The organism is Gordonia sp. (in: high G+C Gram-positive bacteria) (genome assembly GCF_047600385.1).
Taxonomy (GTDB): Bacteria; Actinomycetota; Actinomycetes; order Mycobacteriales; family Mycobacteriaceae; genus Gordonia.
On sequence record NZ_JASGKZ010000001.1, the window covers coordinates 53,271 to 69,592 of the forward strand.

The 16,322-nt window shown below is 70.9% G+C and carries 12 protein-coding genes and 1 pseudogene; 6 read left to right on the top strand and 7 right to left on the bottom strand.

Annotated features, from left to right (window positions below):
- Positions 1 to 6: 6 nt before the first annotated feature.
- From QM809_RS00175 to QM809_RS00185, 3 genes are all read left to right on the top strand, one after another.
- Entirely contained in the window at positions 7 to 705 is a 699-nt protein-coding gene (locus QM809_RS00175) for a glutamine amidotransferase (RefSeq protein WP_415043841.1), read from the top strand.
- 434 nt (positions 706 to 1,139) lie between these two features.
- A complete protein-coding gene (locus QM809_RS00180) occupies positions 1,140 to 1,430 on the top strand; it encodes a hypothetical protein (protein ID WP_415043842.1) in 291 nt (96 codons plus the stop codon).
- 164 nt (positions 1,431 to 1,594) lie between these two features.
- Entirely contained in the window at positions 1,595 to 2,701 is a 1,107-nt protein-coding gene (locus tag QM809_RS00185; RefSeq protein ID WP_415043843.1) for a lactonase family protein, read from the top strand.
- Positions 2,702 to 2,712: 11 nt separating this feature from the next.
- Here the strand turns inward: QM809_RS00185 and QM809_RS00190 are convergent, their stop codons facing one another.
- The 7 genes and pseudogenes from QM809_RS00190 to QM809_RS00220 all read right to left on the bottom strand — a co-directional run bounded on the left by QM809_RS00190 (position 2,713) and on the right by QM809_RS00220 (position 11,343).
- Entirely contained in the window at positions 2,713 to 3,717 is a 1,005-nt protein-coding gene (locus tag QM809_RS00190; RefSeq protein ID WP_415043844.1) for an enoyl-CoA hydratase/isomerase family protein, read from the bottom strand.
- Between the two features lie 602 nt (positions 3,718 to 4,319).
- Positions 4,320 to 6,234, bottom strand: a pseudogene (locus QM809_RS00195) (ABC-F family ATP-binding cassette domain-containing protein).
- Between the two features lie 64 nt (positions 6,235 to 6,298).
- Positions 6,299 to 7,216, bottom strand: coding sequence for a 4-(cytidine 5'-diphospho)-2-C-methyl-D-erythritol kinase (locus tag QM809_RS00200; protein WP_415043845.1), 918 nt, complete (start codon positions 7,214 to 7,216; stop codon positions 6,299 to 6,301).
- Entirely contained in the window at positions 7,213 to 8,145 is a 933-nt protein-coding gene (gene rsmA, locus QM809_RS00205) for a 16S rRNA (adenine(1518)-N(6)/adenine(1519)-N(6))-dimethyltransferase RsmA (RefSeq protein WP_415043846.1), read from the bottom strand. The genes QM809_RS00200 and rsmA overlap by 4 nt, the downstream gene beginning before the upstream one ends.
- Before the next feature lie 168 nt (positions 8,146 to 8,313).
- The gene (locus tag QM809_RS00210; protein ID WP_415046970.1) at positions 8,314 to 9,426 is read right to left on the bottom strand and encodes a transglycosylase family protein; all 1,113 of its coding nucleotides are present in this window, start codon (positions 9,424 to 9,426) and stop codon (positions 8,314 to 8,316) included.
- Between the two features lie 89 nt (positions 9,427 to 9,515).
- Positions 9,516 to 10,427: a TatD family hydrolase gene (locus QM809_RS00215; RefSeq protein ID WP_415043847.1), complete on the bottom strand. Its 912-nt coding sequence runs from the start codon at positions 10,425 to 10,427 to the stop codon at positions 9,516 to 9,518.
- Positions 10,428 to 10,464: 37 nt separating this feature from the next.
- Positions 10,465 to 11,343 (bottom strand): PhzF family phenazine biosynthesis protein, encoded by an 879-nt coding sequence (locus tag QM809_RS00220; protein WP_415043848.1) that lies wholly within the window; start codon positions 11,341 to 11,343, stop codon positions 10,465 to 10,467.
- A 37-nt stretch (positions 11,344 to 11,380) separates the two neighbouring features.
- Here QM809_RS00220 and QM809_RS00225 point away from each other — a divergent pair, with 37 nt between their 5' ends.
- Genes QM809_RS00225 through metG form a run of 3 tightly spaced genes read left to right on the top strand, consistent with a single transcriptional unit; the run spans position 11,381 to position 16,162 of the window.
- Complete coding sequence (locus tag QM809_RS00225) at positions 11,381 to 12,100, top strand: HAD family hydrolase (RefSeq protein ID WP_415043849.1); 720 nt, start codon at positions 11,381 to 11,383, stop codon at positions 12,098 to 12,100.
- 38 nt (positions 12,101 to 12,138) lie between these two features.
- A complete protein-coding gene (locus tag QM809_RS00230; protein ID WP_415043850.1) occupies positions 12,139 to 14,568 on the top strand; it encodes a glycoside hydrolase family 65 protein in 2,430 nt (809 codons plus the stop codon).
- Between the two features lie 52 nt (positions 14,569 to 14,620).
- Complete coding sequence (gene metG / locus QM809_RS00235) at positions 14,621 to 16,162, top strand: methionine--tRNA ligase (RefSeq protein WP_415043851.1); 1,542 nt, start codon at positions 14,621 to 14,623, stop codon at positions 16,160 to 16,162.
- Positions 16,163 to 16,322: the final 160 nt, after the last annotated feature.

Genomic DNA, 16,322 nt, shown 5'->3' on the forward strand with positions numbered 1-16,322 from the left:
CCTCCCATGGCACAGCAGGCCCTCGCGATCCGGCACGTTCCCTTCGAAGATCTCGGCCTGCTGGCCCCGATCCTCGCCGCCCGCGGCTACGACGTCGCCTACCTCGACGCCGGGATCGACCCGTTCGACGACGACGCCCTCACCGGCGCCGACCTCCTGGTGGTGCTCGGCGGCCCGATCGGCGTCTACGAGACCGACGCCTACCCCTTCCTGGACGCGGAGAAGACGGCGATCGCCGCCCGCCTGCGGGCCGGCGGACCGACCCTCGGGGTCTGCCTCGGCGCCCAGTTGACGGCCGATGTGCTCGGCGCCCCGGTGGAGTCCACCGGCCGCAAGGAGATCGGCTACGGACCGCTCACCCTGACCGACGCCGGACGCGACTCGGTGCTCGCCCCGCTCGACGGCCTGCCCGTCCTGCACTGGCACGGCGACCAGTTCGGCATCCCGGCCGGTGCCGCACGCCTCGCCGAGACGCCCGGGTTCCCGAATCAGGCGTTCGCCGTGGGCGACACCGTCCTCGGTCTGCAGTTCCATCTGGAGGCCGACCACACGCGGATCGAGAGCTGGCTGATCGGGCACGCGCACGAGCTCGCCGTCGCCGGGATCGACCCGCGCGAGATCCGGGCCGATGCGCTCGTGCACGGTCCGCGGCTGGCGGAGGCGGCCGGCGTCGTCGTGCACCGGTGGCTCGACGGCCTGCCGTGACCCCAGCCGTCGGCTGAGCCCCGGCATGCGGCCCCGCTGACCACACACCACCGCCGACAACCGACCCCGCACCCCAGCCGTCGGCCGATCCCGCCCCAGCCTATGGACGACACCGCCCCCACCGACGGCTGAGCCGGGTGAGGAACGCAGTGACGAATCCGAGTCGAAGCCTCCCCTCCGAACGGAAGAGCGCGCAACGACCCTTCGACGCGGGCTCCTTCGTCGCCCGGCTCAGGGATCGAAAGGCCGGCGCGTCGCCGACGGGGGAATGGCCAGCCCGATGCCGACGGGGGATCGAAGGGTCGGCCCGTCGCCGACCGACCGCCCCCCGAAGCGGTGTCGGCCGAAGAGACGAAGGGCTCCGAAACCGGACTCCCGCCCGTCCATCGCTCGCTACAAAGATCACGACACGATCCGACGACGAGGGAGACATCATGACGACCGACGGACTCAAGACCCGCCTGATCACCGCCGCGGTCCTCGGTGCGGCCGTACTCGGCCTCACCGCGTGCGGCGGCGGCAACGAGGGCGGCGACACCACGTGCGGCGACTACCAGCAGATGGATTCGGCGGGGAAGAAATCCGTCATCACCGAGTTCCTGAAGTCGAAGGGCGACTCGGATCCCTCCGGCGCCAAGGTCACCCTGACCCAGGCCTCGGCCACCACCTACTGCAGCACGGTGGGCAAGGCGTCGGACCCGATCCGCAACATCGACGGCGGATAGCCCCGCACCGGTCCCGCCGCGCCCCGTCATCGGACTCGGGGATCGTAGGGGCCGCCGGATCCCGGCGCCTAGGAGAGATCTCTCCCACCCTGCACTCCACACGAGTGATTAGGGTCATACTCAGGTCTAATGATTCATTAGAAAATCTCCTGAGGAGGAGTGACATGACGTCGCCGACAGCCCGGATCGCCAAGGACCGGATCTACGTGGTCGCCCAGAGCGGCGGCATCGCCGCCTACACCGCCTACGACGACGGCTCCCTGGAAGCCCTCCCGGGCTCGCCGTACTCCACCGGCCGCGGCACGTTCTGCGTCGTCACCACCCCCGACGGCCGGTTCCTGTACGTCGCCCCGGGCCAGGGCCTCGGGTTCCCGGTGAGCATGCCGCAGACGTACTCGCCGCACCTGCTGGCGTTCCGGATCGAGGACGACGGCACCCTGACCCGGATACACCGGCTGAACTTCCCGCGCACCACCACCCCGGTCGCGATGGCGATCTCCGCGGACGGCCGGAACCTGTACGTCGGCGTCGGCCGCGGCCCGGCGGGCTTCTTCTTCGGCGGCATCCAGCACATCCGGCTCGCCGAGGACGGCACACCGTCGTTCGCGGGGAAGCCGTTCCGGCTGGGACGCGTCCCCGACGGGGCCGTCACCCCGGTGATCTCGCCCGACGGCAGGCACGTCTACACCCCGACCACCGTGGGCAAGCAGATCGCCCGGGTGAACGTCGCCGCGGACGGCAGCCTGTCCGGGCCGGTCGCCCGCGTCGCCGCAGAGGGCGTCTTCCCCATCACACCGGCCTTCGCCGGGGGCGGCCGGTTCCTGTACGTCTGCAACGAGCAGTCGGCGACGCTCAGCGGTTTCGAGCGTAAGGAGAACGGCGACCTGGTCCCGCTCCCCGGCTCGCCCTACCCGACCGGCAAGATCCCGCACAACCCGGTCCAGACCGCGGACGGCCGTTTCATCTACTTCGCGAACACCTTCTCGCACAACGTGACCGGTTACGAGATCGGCGACGACGGCGCCCTCCACGAGCTGCCCTCCTCACCGTTCCGCACCCCCGCCGGCCCGGCCGCTCTCGCGCGGTCCACCGACGGCACGTGGATGTACCTGGTCTCCTCCCCGATCTTCAAGGAGGGCTCGAAGGTCGTCGTGACCAGTTTCGCGTTCGGCGACGACGGTTCGGTGACCGAACATCAGACCGTGCCCACCGACGGCCTCACCTTCGCCGACGGGCCGAGCATCACCGTCGTGCCCGTCGCCGCCGGGTGATCGCCCTCCGGTCAGGCGCCGACGGCCCGCGCGACCAGGGCCGGGTCGACGTCGTCGAGCGTGGCCGGGTGGAACGACGGGTTCCGGTCCTTGTCGACCAGCACCGCGCGCACCCCCTCGGCGAAGTCGGGGGTCGCGGTGAGCACCTCGGCCGCGTGCAGTTCGCGGTCCAGGCACCGGTCCAACGGCGACTCCGCGCCCGCCGCGACCAGCGCCGCGGTCACGGCCAGGCTGGTGGGCGATGCGGCGTCGAAGGCCGCGGCCGCCTCCTGCGCCCAGTCGTCGTCGGTGGCGCCGCGCAGGCCGCCGAGGATGCTCGCGGGCGGGAAACCGAGCGGGAAGTACTCGGCGATCTTCCGCAGCGGCAGGTCGGTCCGCACCGGATCACGGTGCGGCGCGAGCACCTCGCCGAGCGGCACGCCGTCGCGGATCCGCTGCGCCAGCACCGGGAGGTCGGCGGCCGGGACGAAGTGCGTGGCCAGTCCCACCGCGACGGCGTCGGCGCCGCGCAGCCGGGCGCCGGTGAGCCCCAGCCACAGGCCGACGCCTTCGGGCAGGCGCGGCAGGAAGTAGCTGGCGCCCACGTCGGGGAAGAACCCGATCGCCGTCTCCGGCATGGCCAGCAGCGCGTTCTCGGTGACGATGCGCAGTTCGCCGTGCACGCTGATCCCGAGGCCGCCGCCCATCGCCGCGCCGTCGATCAGCGCGACGTAGGCCTTGGGGTATTCGGCGATCAACTGGTTGAGCCGGTACTCGCCGGCGAAGTAGCGGGTGATCGCGGCGGCGTCGCCGTCGACCGCGGCCTCGCGGATCGCGCGGATGTCGCCGCCGGCGCAGAACGCGCGCGGGCTCGCCGAGGTGACCAGGACGGTCTCGATCGCGTCGTCGTCGCCCCAGGCGGTCAGGGTCGCGAACATGTCGTCGATCATCGACTGGTCGAGGGCGTTCAGCGCCCGGGGGCGGTCGAGCACGATCTCGGCGACCGAACCGTGGACGACGGTGTGGAGGAAGGACATGCGCCCACGCTAGATGAGCGGTTCCCGATGCGTTCGCTCAGGGCATCGAGGCCCCTCCGGCGGTCGAAGTCCTCTCGGTGATCGAGGCCCCCTCGGTGATCGAAGTCCTCTCAGTGATCGAAGTCCTCTCAGTGATCGAGGCCCCCTCGGTGATCGAGCGGAGTCGAGATCCGGCGAGCACCCCTGACCTGCGGTGACCTTCCCCGAGACGGCATGAGGTTCCGTCGACTCCCGCACGCCCGTGCCCGCGACACATCTCGGTTCGCCCCTTCAACTCAAATCACATGAGTCACAACTTTCACATCAGCCACAAGATTCTGTAGAGTTCTAGATCGTTGGGCCGAAGGGGAAGCGGCCCTCCATTCTCTGCGGCGCCGGGACACGACGACGCGGGTCACAGTTCCTCGGTGATCGAGGATCCTCGCTGGTCGAGCGGAGTCGAGATCTCCTCGTGGTCTCGACTCCGCTCGACCAGCGAAGGGCTCTACTCGACCGGCGAAGAGTCACGCTCGGCCCGCGAAGAGTTCTACTCGGTCGGCGAAGGGCTCCGCTCGACCGAGGAAGAGCCTCACTCGGCCGGTGAAAAAGCTTCGTGCAACCCGCTATTCGAGCAGTTCGGCGGCTTCCATCCACTCCGTCTCGGCGGTCTCCTTGTCGGCGAGCACACGCTGGAGTTCGTCGTTCAGCCCGGTCAACTTCTCCGGATCCACGGCGGCCTCCACCATCGCGGCGTGCAGTTCCTCCTCGCGCTTGCCGAGCTTCTCCATCTGGCGCTCGGCCCGGCTCAGCGCCTTGCGCGCGGCCTGATGCTCGGCGGCCGACAGTCGGGGGGTCTCGACTTCGCTCGACCCGCGAGAAGAAGAGCTCGACCCGGGCGAAGAAGCCGACCCGCGAGAAGAAGCCGACCCGGAAGCAGGAGAAGACGAGCCGCGAGAAGACGAACCCGAGCCGCGAGAGGACCGCGACCGGCCCGAAGCCGATGCCGGCCGCGTCGGAGGCACGACGCTCCAGGTACTGCTCGATCCCGCGCGGCAGGTTGGTCAGCGTCCCGTCGCCGAACAGCGCCCACGTCGAATCGCAGATCCGCTCGATCAGATAGCGGTCGTGACTGATCACGACGAGGGTGCCGGGCCAGGAGTCGAGGATGTCCTCGAGTTGCTGGAGGGTGTCGATGTCGAGGTCGTTGGTGGGCTCGTCGAGCAGCAGCACGTTCGGTTCGGCCATCAGGACGCGGGTGAACTGGAGACGACGACGCTCGCCGCCGGACAGGTCGCGGATCGGGGTCCGCTGGCGTGCGGGCGAGAAGCCCAGCCGCTCGGCGAGCTGACCGGCCGAGAGCTCCTTGTCGCCGAGCATCACGTGACCGGCCACCTCTTCGACGGCGTCGAGCACCCGCAGGTCCTCGTCGAGGTCGTCGAGCTCCTGCCGCAGCCAGCCCAGCTGCACCGTCTTGCCCTGGATCCGCCTGCCCGGCGCCACCGGGACCTCGCCGGCCAGGGCGCGCAGCAGCGTCGTCTTGCCGGAGCCGTTGACGCCGACCAGACCGATCCGCTCGCCCGGGGAGAGCCGCCAGGTGAGGTCGTGGACCAGTTCGCGCCCCGGCGCCCCGTCCGCCCCGCCGGGCGCGTGCACCGTGGCGTCCTCCAGCTCGATCGCGACGCGGCCCAGGCGACGCTTGGCGAACGCCGACAGCGAGACCGTGTCGCGCGGGGGCGGCACGTCGGCGATGAGCTTCTCCGCGGCCTCCACCCGGTACCTCGGTTTGGAGGTGCGTGCCGGGGCGCCGCGGCGCAGCCAGGCCAGTTCCTTGCGGGCGAGGTTGCGTCGTCGTTCCTCGGCGGCGTCGGCCAGCCGGGCGCGCTCGGCCCGCGCGAACACCCAGTCGTTGTAGCCGCCGTCGTACTCGTCGACGCGACCGGAGTGCACCTCCCAGGTGCGCTGGGCGACGGTGTCGAGGAACCATCGGTCGTGCGTCACGACGACGAGCGCGCTGCGGCGGGAGACCAGATGCTCGGCGAGCCAGTACACGCCCTCGATGTCGAGGTGGTTGGTCGGCTCGTCCAGGATCAGCAGATCCGCGTCGGTCACCAGCGCCGCGGCGAGGGCGACCCGACGACGCTGACCGCCGGAGAGCGCCGAGACGTCCCGGGCGAGCAGTTCGTCGACGCCCAGACCCGCCAGGATCCCGCGGACCCGCGCGTCGGAGGCCCACTCGTGTTCGGCGGTGTCGGCGCCCACCACGACGTCGGCGACCGTCGATCCGGCGGGGAGCACGCCGCGCTGGGTCACCGTGACCACCTCGATGCCGCCGACCCGGGACACCCGGCCCGAATCGGGTTCGGTGATCCCGGCGATGATCTCCAGCAGGGTGGTCTTGCCGCCGCCGTTGAGGCCGACGACGCCGATGCGCTCGCCCTCGTGCACGCCGACGCTCACCTCGTCGAGCAGCGGCTTGATGCCGAAGCTCTTGCTCACCTTCTCGGCGATCACCAGGGACGTGTTGGTACCGGGGGCCATGCGAATCCGTTCGTGCGTGGGGATGGTTCGTGAATGCAGAAGTCGGTGCGAGCGGAGGCTCGGCTCAGTGCGCGGGGATCAGCCGCGCACCGGGGACCGGCCCGTGCGCGGTGCGGACGGCCCGGGCGACGCCGAGGCCGGACAGTTCGGCGGCCACCGAGACCGACGACTCCTCGTCCGCGCACAGGAAGACGCACGTGGGGCCCGATCCCGAGACGATCCCGGCCAGCGCCCCCGCCTCGGTCCCCGCGCGCAGCGTACGGCGCAGCAGCGGCTGCAGCGAGATCGCCGCGGGCTGCAGGTCGTTGTGCAGCAGCGGTGCGACGGCGTGGACGTCGCCGGAGGCCAGCGCGACCATCAGTTCGTCGGGGCGCTCGGGCGGCGCGACCGTCTCGCCGCGACCGGCTCGGAGCCGATCGAGTTCGTGATAGACCGCCGGCGTGGAGAGACCACCCTTGGCCGCCACGATCACCCAGTGCAGGGCGCCGCGGTGCAGGATCGGCAGCAGCTCCTCGCCGCGGCCGGTGCCCAGCGCTGCGCCGCCGAGCAGGCAGAACGGCACATCGCTGCCGAGGGTGGCGGCGATGTCCGCGAGGTCCTCGCGGCTCAGATCCAGGCGCCACAGCCGGGCCGCGGCCAGCAGCGCGCCGGCCGCATTGGCCGAGCCGCCAGCCATGCCCCCGGCCACCGGGATCTGTTTGACGATCTCGATGCGGACGTCGGTGTCGGAGACGTTCGCGTACTCGGCGAGCGCCTGCACGGCCCGCGCCGCCAGGTTGGTCGGGTCCGCGGGCACGTCGCGGTGCCCCTCCCCGGTGACGTGCACCGAGAAGGCGTCGTCGGCGCGGACGGTGACGTCGTCGTACAGGGAGAGCGCGCAGAACACGGTGTTCAGCCCGTGGTAGCCGTCCTCCCGCAGCGGCCCCACCCCCAGGTGCAGGTTGATCTTGGCCGGGACGCGGGCCGTCGCCCCACCCATCATCGGCGGGGCCCGTCGTCGGTCGGCGCCGTGTCCGCGTCGCCTGATCCCGCCGCCCGAGCGGACTGCGCGGCCTCCGCCAGGCGCACGTAGGCGTCCACGTCGAGCCGCTCGCCGCGGACCCGCGGGTCGATCTCCGCCGCGCGCAGGAGTTCCTCGGCCTTCGGTGCACTCCCGGCCCAGCTCGCGAGCGCCGAGCGCATGGTCTTGCGGCGCTGGGAGAAGGCCGCGTCGATCGCGGCGAAGACGGCGGCGCGGTGGTCGGCGTCGGTGCCGTACGGGTCGGTGCGGTCGATCCGGACCAGCCCCGACTCGATCTTGGGTTCGGGCCAGAACACGTTGCGGCCGATCGCGCCCGCGCGCTTCACGGCGCCGAAGTACCGCGCCTTGACGCTCGGCACCCCGTACGTACGACTGCCCGGTCCGGCGGCCAGCCGGTCGGCCACCTCGGCCTGGACCATCACCAGCGCGGTGCGCAGCGTCGGGAAGTGCGCCATCAGGTGCAGCAGCACCGGCACGGCGACGTTGTAGGGCAGATTGGCCACCAGCGCGGTCGGGGCGGCGGGCAGATCGTCGGGCAGCACCGTCATCGCGTCGGCGGTCACCACGTCGAAGCTCCTGCCGGGCGCGAACTCGGCGACGGTCTGCGGCAGACGCCCGGCGAGCACCGGGTCGATCTCCACCGCCACCACGGCGCCCGCGACCTCCAGCAGCGCCAGGGTCAGCGACCCCAGGCCCGGCCCCACCTCGAGCACCACGTCGTCGGGCCCCACCCCGGAGGTGGCGACGATGCGGCGCACGGTGTTCGCGTCGTGCACGAAGTTCTGGCCGAGCTGTTTGGTCGGGCGCACGCCGAGTTCGGCGGCCAGACCGCGGATCTCGGCGGGTCCCAGCAATCGCACCGCCTGTGCGGGCCCGGTCGTCTCGCTCACCCGACCATCATCCCTGGTCGGTCAAACGGGGCGCGCACGGACCCTTCGACACGCTCCTCGGCCGGCGCCGCGGACCCGCTCGGGGAGCGGAGAGGGCTCAGACCGCGACGGGGCCCCGGAGCGCGGCGCCCGAGACGACGGGAGGGCGCGGGGAGCGAACGCAAGCCGTCAGCTCAGGCCCAGCCGGCGGGTGCAGTGCGGCCACGCACCCCAGCCCTGACCGGCCTGCACCTTCTTGGCGATGTCGATCTGCTCCTCGCGGGTCGCCAAGTCGGGGCGCGGGGCGTACTGCTGGCCGCCGTAGGCGTTCCAGGTGGACTGGGTGAACTGCAGTCCCCCGTAGTAGCCGTTGCCGGTGTTGGTGGCCCAGTTGCTGGTCGATTCGCAGACCGCGATCGCATCCCAGACGCCCTGCGGCGCGTGCGGTGCGCCCGGCTTGGTGCCGATGCGGATCGTCGCCGGCTTCGGCTTCACCAGAACGTTCTCGCCGACCTTCTCGCGCTTGGTCACCTTGCCGTTCACGCGGGTGATCTTGTAGGTCACCTGCGCCTTGCCCGGCGTGCCCGGACTCTCCACCACCTTGCGGTCCCGGACCAGGGTGGCGTCCTTCTTCGTGATCTCCGGCGGCGCGACCTTCTCCTCGACGGTCTCCTCCTCGGCGCGCACGCGCGTCACCTCGATCTTCATGTCCTTGGTCACCGGGGTGTCCGCGGCGGGGACCACCTTGTCGGTGGCCTCCAGCGGCCGACCGCTGTGCTCCAGGACCTCGCCGACGGTGCGGGCGGGCACGCTGGTGCGTATCGTCTTGCCGCCGTCGGTCAGCAGGATCGGCTTGGGCAGCGTCACGTCGAGGTCCGCGCCCTTCAACGGCAGGGACTTGTCGAGCGGGGCGGCGACCTTCGCGTCGTCGAGCCCCTTCTCCGCGAGCACCTCGCGCACCGAGTTCTTGTGGGTCTTGACCAGCTGCGGCTTGCCGTCGAGCTTGATCTCCACCTCCTTGAGCCGGTCGAGGACGATCGTCTGGCCGGCCTGGGGGCGGCTGCCCGGATCGACGTTCAGCTGGTCGTCGGGCCGGGTCTCGATGCCGTTCTCGGCGAGCACGCCGTCGACGGAGAAGGACATGGTGGAGACCTGGCGCTGCTCGCCGTCGACCGAGATCGTCAGTTCCTTGTGCATGACCGCTCCGGTCACGCCCCCGGCTGCGAGCGTGACGAGAAGGGCCCCGGTGACGGCACGTGCGCCCCTGGAGTCGGTCGCGTTGATTCGCTTGAAGACGGACAAAGAAGTACCCACTTACCAAATCGTCCCCGCGATGGTGTCGGCGGGGTCCCCGAAACCGGGGTCACAGTACGGTAACGAATTTACCGCTGTCACCGCAACGGCAGGCCGTACGCCCGGTGCGCGTTGGCGCCGAGGATCCGTGCCATCCGTTCGGGGGACATGTTACGGACATCCGCCAGACACCTCGCGGTGTACGGCAGACAATACGACTGATTCGGCTGGCCACGATACGGATGCGGGGTGAGGAACGGAGCGTCGGTCTCCACCAGGATCTGCTCCTCGGGAGTCAGCGCCGCCGCCTCCCGCAGACCGGTCGAATTGGCGAACGTCACAGTGCCGGAGAACGACAGCAGATAGCCGCGGTCGACGCATTCGCGCGCGATCTCCGGGGTCCCCGAGAAGCAGTGCATCACCACGGTGTCCGGCGAGCCCTCGGCGGCGAGCACGTCGAGCAGCTCCCGGTCGGCCTCCCGGTTGTGGATCATCAGCGCCTTGCCGGTCCGTTTGGCCAGGTCGATGTGCCAGGCGAAGGCGTCCTTCTGGGTCGCCGGATCGGCGCAGTCGTCCGAGTGGACGGTCCAGTAGTGGTCGAGCCCGGTCTCCCCGATCGACACCACCCGCGGGTCGGCCGCCAGCCGCTCCAGTTCGGCTTTCGCGGCGTCGTCCAGGTCGCCCGCATGCGTCGGATGCAGGGCGACGGCGGCGAAGACCCGATCGTCCCAGTGCGCCGCCTGCACGGCCCAGCGCGCGTCGACCAGGTCGTCGGCGACGGTCACCACGCGTTCGACGCCCACCCGCTCGGCGCGGTCGACGATCTCGCGCACCGCCTCGGCGCTGCGCCCCCCGCAGGCGGCGAGGTGGGTGTGCGCATCCACCAGTCCGGGCAGCGGCTCGGGGGCCGGCGGCGGCTCCCGGCGCCTGCGCCTGCGGATCTCCTTCGCCGACAGCTCCTTCACCGGCGGCTCCCCCGCCGACGACGCGTTCTCACTCACGGGCTCCATGTTCACAGATCCCCGGTCCCCCGGAGACCCCCGGTGCTCACAGGTCCACCGTCCCGGAGATCACCGTGGTGCAGGCGCCGCCGATCCAGACGTCGTCGCCGTCGTCGTCCACGAAGACCCGTCCCGCGCGGCCGATCGCCGTGCCCTGCGCCGCGACGTACGACGACGGCGCCCGCAGCCCCGGTCCGGCCGCACCCCGGCGCAGCCAGACCGCGATCCCGGCGTTCAGGCTGCCGGTCACCGGATCCTCCGGGACGCCCATCCCGGGCACGAAGGCGCGCACCTCGTAGTGCGCATCCGCCCGGTCCGGCCACGGACCGACCAGCCCGACGAAGTCGTCCGGGCCGAGAGCGGTCGTGTCCGGGGTCGCCTCCAGGACGCGCCGCCCGTCGTCGAGCATCAGCGCCAGCCACGGCGGCCCGTTGCTCACCCATTCGGCGGCCACGACGTCGTCCGGGGCCAGGCCGAAGGCCGTGCGGACCCGGTCCAGAGTCGCCGCGTCCGGCGGACCCGACCTGGTGAGCGGCGGGGCGGCGAAGGCGAAGCGCCCGGCGTCGTCGTACCCGATCCGCACCGCGCCGATCCCGCACTCCTGCACGAGCGCCCCCGACGGCGTCGTTCCGGCCTCGTCGCGGGCGGCCAGCCACGCGTGCGCCGAGCCGAGGGTGGGGTGGCCGGCGAAGGGCAGTTCGCCGCCGGGGGTGAAGATCCGCAGGCGGTAGTCGGCGGCCGGATCGGTCGGCGGCAGCACGAACGTGGTCTCCGACAGATTGGTCCACCGTGCGAAGCGCGCCATGGCGTCGTCGTCGAGCCCGTCGGCATCCAGCACGACGGCCACCGGATTGCCGCCGGTCGTCCCGAACCCCTCGGCGCCGCCGCCGAACACGTCCACCTGTGCGAATCTCCGAACGGTCACCCAGCAGACACTAGCCCGTCCGGGTAGCGTTTTCCCCGTGCTCGGATTGCCTTCACAGATCACCGTCCTGCTGTTCGACCTCGACGGTGTGCTGACCACCACGGCCACCCTCCATACGACGGCGTGGACCGACGCGTTCAACGCGTTCCTCACCGCGCGCGCCGCCGACGCCGCCGACGGCGAGGACCTCGCGCCCTTCACCGAGCAGGACTACCTCGACCACGTCGACGGCAGGCCCCGGACCGACGGCGTCCGGAACTTCCTGGCCGCGCGCGGCATCGTCGTCGACGACGAGACCGTCCACGCGATCGCCGACGCCAAGAACGCCGCCTTCGTGGCGACGCTCGAGCGCGACGGCGTGGAGCCCTACCCGGGTTCGGTGCGGTACCTGGAGGCCGCCCGCGCGGCCGGGCTGCGCATCGCCGTGGTGACCTCCAGCAAGAACGGCGCCATGGTGCTCGAGGCCGCCGGACTGTCCGGGTTCCCCGAGCATCGGGTCGACGGCAACACCATCGTCGAGGAGGGGCTGGCCGGGAAACCCGCCCCGGACTCGTACCTGCGCGGCGCCGAACTGATGGGGGTGCCGCCGGAGCGGGCCGCGGTGGTCGAGGACGCGATCTCCGGGGTCCGGGCCGGGGTCGCCGGAGCGTTCGGCTACGTTGTCGGAATCGATCGCACCGGTGGCAGGCAGACCGATGCGATGCACACGGCAGGCGCCGACGTCGTCGTCTCCGATCTCGATGATCTTCTCTCCTGATCTTTCCGGACCAGCCTGACCAGGCGAAGGAGCCCGCCATGTTCGAGCCGCAGAGCGAACTGACCCACACCACGCACGGCGACACCGCCAGCCACACCGACCCCACCAACGTACCCGCGCACGGACTGCACCCCGATCACGGTTTCGAGGTGGACCCGTGGCAGCTGTCGTGGCGGGGCATGGACATCGACATGATCGGCCGCACCGAGACGCTGTTCGCGCTCTCCAACGGCCACATCGGGCTGCGCGGCACGTTCGAGGAGGGCGAGCCCGTCGACCAGCCGGGCACCTACCTGAACGGCTTCTACGAACTGCGCGACCTGCCCTACGCCGAGAGCGGCTACGGCTACCCCGAGTCCGGGCAGACCGTGGTGAACGTGACCGACGGCAAGATCATCCGCCTGCTGGTGGAGGACGAGCCGATGGACCTGCGCTACGGCCGCACCGTCGACCACGAGCGCGTTCTCGACTTCCGCACCGGCACGCTGCGCCGCACCACGCTGTGGACCTCGCCCACCGGCCGCACCGTGCGGATCAAGAGCGAACGGCTGGTCAGCTTCACCAAGCGGACCATCGTGGCGACCCGCTACGAGGTGGAGCCGATCGGCGAGGACATGAAGCTGGTGCTGCAGTCGGATCTGCTCGCCAACGAGCCGGTCCCGCTGCCCGGCAACGATCCGCGGCTGGCGGCCGCGCTCGACGCCCCGCTGGTGCCCGCGCTGGCCGACTGCCGCGGCACCACCGCCGTGCTGGTCCACCACACCAAGCGCTCGGGTCTCACCGTCGCCGCCGCGATGGGTCACAAGATCGAGGCCCCCGGCAACGCCGAGACGTTCGTGCAGGCCGACGGCGATCTGGCGCGCCTGACCGTCGCCGCCACCGTGCCGCAGGGCAGCAAGATCGTGCTCACCAAGTGCGTGGCGTACGGCTGGTCGGCACGACGTTCCGTCCCGGCCCTGCGCTCGCAGGTCGACGCCGCGCTCGCCATGGCCGCCGAGACCGGCTGGGACGCGCTCAAGGCCGAACAGGCCGCGTTCCTCGACGAGTTCTGGAGCGACGCCGACATCGAGATCGACGGCGATCCCGAACTGCAGCAGGCGGTCCGCTTCTCGCTGTTCCACGTGCTCCAGGCCGGGGCCCGCGGGCAGTCCCGGCAGATCCCCGCGAAGGGCCTCACCGGTCCCGGCTACGACGGCCACACCTTCTGGGACACCGAGAGCTTCATCCTGCCGATGCTCACCTACACGGTCCCCGGCGCGGCCGGCGAGGAGCTCCGCTGGCGGCACAGCACCATCGACAAGGCCCGCGCCCGCGCCCGCGAGCTGGGCCAGTCCGGCGCGATGTTCCCGTGGCGGACCATCGACGGCGACGAGTGCTCGGGCTACTGGCCCGCGGGCACCGCGGGCGTGCACGTGTCCGCCGACATCGCCAACGCGACCGGCCGCTACCTGCGCGCCACCAACGACGAGTCGTTCGAGGTGGAGTGCGGCGTCGAACTGCTGGTGGAGGTGGCCCGCTTCTTCGCCGGCTTCGGCCACCACGATGCGGGCGGCAACTTCCGCATCGACGGGGTGACCGGCCCGGACGAGTACACCGCCATCATCAACAACAACGTGTTCACCAACCTGGCCGCGCAGCAGGCGTTCCGGGACGCGGTCGCGGTGGTGCACCGGCAGCCGGCCGTCGCCCGCGACCTCGGGGTGAGCAACGCCGAGATCAAGCACTGGACGCGGTGTGCGGACAACATGACCGTCCCCTACGACGAGAACCTGGGCGTCCACCAGCAGTGCGAGGCGTTCACGCTGCTCGACAAGTGGGATTTCGAGGCCACCCGCGGCCGCTACCCGCTGCTGCTGAACTTCCCGTACTTCGAGCTGTACCGCAAGCAGGTGGTGAAGCAGGCCGACACGGTCTTCGCCACCTACATGTTCGGCGACGGCTTCACCGACGACGAGAAGCGCGCCGTCTTCGACTACTACTACCCGATCACCGTGCGCGACTCGTCGCTGTCGGCGTGCTGCGAGGCGGTGACCGCCGCCGAGGTGGGCTACCTGGACCTGGCGTACGACCTGATGTGCGAATCGGTGTTCACCGACCTGCACGACCTGCACAACAACGTCTCGTCCGGGCTGCACATCGCGGCGCTGGCCGGCGCCTGGACCGACTGCGTCGCCGGTTTCGGCGGCATGCGCGACTTCGGCGGCAACATCACCTTCGCGCCGCGACTGCCGCACCGGCTCAACTACATGTCGTTCCGGATGCTGGTGCGCGAGTCGCGGATCGTCGTCGCGGTGGAGAAGTCGCAGGCCACCTATCGCCTGCTCGACGGTCCGCCGATCGAGTTGGCGCACCACGGCGAACGCTTCACCCTGAGCGACGATCCGGTGACCCTGCCGATCGAGCCGATCGACGCGCCGGCCCCGCCGGAGGCGCCCGTCGGCTGCGAACCGTACCGCCGGGAGGGCTGACGCGCGTGGCCTGCGGCGGGGGCCCGAGGGCACCGCTATCCTCGTAGGCACTATGCGACCTGCCTACTACATCACCACCGCCATCGCGTACCCGAACGGCGCACCGCACATCGGGCACGCCTACGAGTACATCTCGGCGGACACCCTGGCCCGCTTCAAGCGACTCGACGGGTACGACGTCCGGTTCCTCACCGGCACCGACGTGCACGGCCAGAAGATGCAGCAGACCGCCGAGGCCGAGGGCATCCCGACCGCCGAGCTCGCGGCCCGCAACTCGGACCGGTTCCAGGCGCTGCAGGAGCGCCTGGGGTCGTCGTTCGACCGGTTCATCCGCACCACCGACGCCGACCACCACCGGGCCTCGCAGGAGATCTGGCAGCGGATGGTCGACGCGGGCGACATCTACCTCGACTCGTATTCGGGCTGGTACGACGTCCGCGACGAGACCTTCGTCAACACCGACGACACCCGGGTCGACGAGAACGGCGACCGCGTCGCCACCGAGAACGGCCACAAGCTCACCTGGACCGAGGAGCAGACCTACTTCTTCCGGCTCTCGGCGTACCAGGACCGGCTGCTGGCGCTGTACCGGGAGCACCCGGAGTTCATCGGCCCGGACGTGCGGCGCAACGAGGTCACCAGCTTCGTCTCCGGCGGACTGAAGGACCTGTCGGTCTCGCGCACCACCTTCGACTGGGGCGTGCAGGTGCCCGACGCCGACGGCCACGTGATGTACGTGTGGGTCGACGCCCTCACCAACTACCTCACCGGCGCGGGCTGGCCGGAGGATCCGGAGACGTTCGAGCGCTACTGGCCCGCCGATCTGCACGTGATCGGCAAGGACATCATCCGGTTCCACTGCGTGTACTGGCCCGCGTTCCTGATGAGCGCCGGGATCGCGCTGCCCGAGCGGGTGTTCGCGCACGGCTTCCTGTTCAACAACGGCGAGAAGATGAGCAAGTCGATCGGCAACGTGATCGACCCAGACGTGCTGATCGACGAGTTCGGGGTGGATCCGGTGCGGTTCTTCTTCCTGCGCGAGGTCAGCTACGGGCAGGACGGGTCGTATTCGGCGGAGGCCATCGTCTCGCGCACCAACTCCGATCTGGCCAACGAGTACGGCAACCTGGCGCAGCGCACGCTGAGCATGATCGGCAAGTACTTCGGTTCGGCGGTCCCCGAGCCCGGCGAGTTCACCGAGGACGATCGGGAGCTGCTGGACCGCGCGGACGCCCTCCTGGAGACCGTGCGCGAGCACTTCGACGCCCAGGCGATCCACCTCGGCCTGGAGGCGCTCTGGTCCACGCTGGCCGCGACCAACCGGTACATCTCGGCGCAGGAGCCGTGGAAGCTGGCCAAGACCGACCTGGACCGCACCGGCACCGTGCTCTACGTGTGCGCCGAGGTGATCCGCATCGTCACGCTGCTGGCCCAGCCGGTGATGCCGACGTCCACCGGGACCGTCCTGGATCTGCTGGCCGTCGACGCCGACCGCCGCGACTTCACCGCGATCACCGAGCGCCTGGCCCCCGGCAGCGTGCTGCCCAAGCCGGCCCCGGTGTTCCCGCGCGTCGAGTTGGCGTCGGACGACTGACGTCCCCGATGGTCGGACCCTCTTCGATGGTCGAGTCCCCTCCGCCGGTCGAGTCCCCCTCTCCGGTCGAGGTCTCGACTCCGCTCGACCCGCGTCTCCGCCGAGACCGCCCCGGGCTCGCGGTCGGACGGATGCGGTGACCGCACACGCCGGGCCGCCG